This is a genomic window from Microcoleus sp. PH2017_34_RAT_O_A (genome assembly GCF_020737885.1).
In the GTDB taxonomy this organism is placed as follows: Bacteria; Cyanobacteriota; Cyanobacteriia; order Cyanobacteriales; family Microcoleaceae; genus Microcoleus.
The window spans coordinates 1-2,159 of record NZ_JAEQDD010000194.1 but is presented as its reverse complement, the minus strand read 5'-3'; the positions used below and the strand labels follow the sequence as shown (position 1 = coordinate 2,159).

Genomic DNA, 2,159 nt, shown 5'->3' with positions numbered 1-2,159 from the left:
TTCACTTTAGTTATACGTGAGCATATTTTTGCGAACCTTCAGAGTGATGCTATGGCCGAGAGTACATAGATAATGCTTTTTGTCAATGCGTAAGTCCTAGTTTCTGCGGGCTGTAACGAGTATTATCGCAAAAAGCCGGTTTCTTTGGTATTTGTGCGTCCAGGAGTAAATAAAATATACTGCGATCGTGAGGAAGATTTAAGTGCGATCCATAAGAATCCGCCTTGCTAACATCACAAAAGTCTTCACCGACGAATAAGGAACATTCATGTCACTGGCAATATCTTGCAGCGATTCGCCAAATTCATATCTGGCTAACATAGTTGCCCTTTGTTTGGCAACCAGCAAAGAACGTTTGCGACCTTTTTCTGGCTGAGATTGCATCAAAATTTGAGTGACTTGTTTGATGCGTTCTTCGATAAAAACATCGAGAATAGCTGGCTTTTCGACGTGGTTTCCGAGTTTGAGTTCGATGCCGACAGACTTTGCCAAAGCGATGATTCGAGAATTTTGTTCGTTAACTATCCCTTGTAAATTCTGATTTTCCAACCGCAGTTGCTCGACTGATTCCGGGAGGATTGTGCCAGAGAGTAAGCGAAGTTGAGGCGCTGAAAGTGCCAGAGCAAAACTATGAAAAGCTAAGATTGTTTGCCGCAGAGAATCGAGTTTGGCTAAGGCATCGCCGAGTTTTTGATGCTGTTCGTGAACGGCAGTATGTACGACTCGGTTTAGAGAAAGGTCAACAACGGTGGGTTTTTCAACGATGTTGTGGATGGCGTGGCGGTGTTTGAGAGACACGAGGATGTCGTGTTCTAAGCTGGCAAGTTGGTCAAGACAGGCTTTGATGTCGGGGAGAGGCGGTGCTTGTTGAATCTCGGTGGCGGTTGCTGCTGGATGCTGTTGAGGTTGAATTTCAGGCGCTGTTGAGTTTGACCAGCCCGTGATTTCTTGAATCCATACCCGGATACCGAGAGAGGCAAACTGTCTGAAAGCTTGACGAGCTTTTTCAGTAGGGCGCTGAGATTCAAAGGCGTACCATTCCAAAATCAGGGCACATACGCTGTCTTTGATGATGCTGACATTCTGAAATTCGCTAAAACTCGTGATAACGGTTAACTTCTTTCCCTGTAAGGGTTTCAAGAATTCTGGACAAGAACTCGTGATAGCTGAATTTAGCAATTTATTGACCGCATGAGGTTGAACTCCGCACAAACGAGCCAGCCCCGATTGGCTCATCCCCGACTCGCCAGTGGTGGCAACAGTGAAAAACTCTACTCCGTTTTCTTCGTGATGTAAAATGCTCATGTAGCTGTGACTCCTGTTTAGTCATAGTCCCAGTGGAGCCCCCGGTGTTGCCACACCGACTCGCGACTGGGTTTATTATTTGGTTATTGTACGGTTGTGGCGATCTGTTCCTAGATAAAATTTGTTAAGAAATAACAGGTGCGATCGAGTTTTTGTAATCCAATCCGGTTGACAGTGCAAAATCCATGCCGTATAAAGGTTTCAGGCTATTGAAAAGAGATTTGGTTGACACTGAATTTTTCTAAAAGCGGAAACTCCTGATAACTGTCAAACCTTTTTTCAGCAAGGGTTTCAGCGTTTTTTAACAAAAACTCGTGATAACTGAATTTAGCAACTAATTTTGAAGTTGCATTAATGGCAACCAGAAATCCTAAGTATTAAAAAATCCCTGGGGATTTGAGTCGATAAATATTAGGATTTAAGTGCGATCGCACTTATTCGATCGAACGCAGAGGTGCGATCGCTATTTACGCTATGAATAGAGAAATTTTAAGGGCGATCGTTGACGATGCTGGCATTCTGAAATTCGCCGCAACTCGTTGTAGCGGTCAAATCTTTGCCCTGCAAGGATTTCAAGGATTATGGGCAGGAACTCGTTCGTTGCAACTGACTTCAACTCGCGATCGATGAATTAGAATGATTGTTTTAGATTTGGGCGATCGCCGATCTAACAGTATGAAGTAACGGGTGCGATCGAGTTTTTGTAATCCAATCCTGTTGACAGTGCCAAACCCTTACCAAATAAAGGTTTCAGACTGTTACAAGCAGGTGTCGGTTGACACTGAATTTTTAAGTAACTTCACGGTTGCTTGCTGAGTAACTTCGCTGTGGCGATCGCAATTCCTACTCAGAAA

At 43.9% G+C, this 2,159-nt stretch carries 2 protein-coding genes; one reads left to right on the top strand and one right to left on the bottom strand.

Annotation, left to right across the window (positions count from 1 at the left end):
• Positions 1-198 precede the first annotated feature (198 nt).
• On the bottom strand, positions 199-1,305 hold the full coding sequence (locus JGK11_RS32625; protein ID WP_293214492.1) for a sigma-70 region 4 domain-containing protein: 1,107 nt from the start codon (positions 1,303-1,305) through the stop codon (positions 199-201).
• 474 nt (positions 1,306-1,779) lie between these two features.
• Here JGK11_RS32625 and JGK11_RS32620 point away from each other — a divergent pair, with 474 nt between their 5' ends.
• Positions 1,780-1,935, top strand: coding sequence for a hypothetical protein (locus JGK11_RS32620; RefSeq protein WP_293214490.1), 156 nt, complete (start codon positions 1,780-1,782; stop codon positions 1,933-1,935).
• The last annotated feature ends 224 nt before the right edge of the window (positions 1,936-2,159 follow it).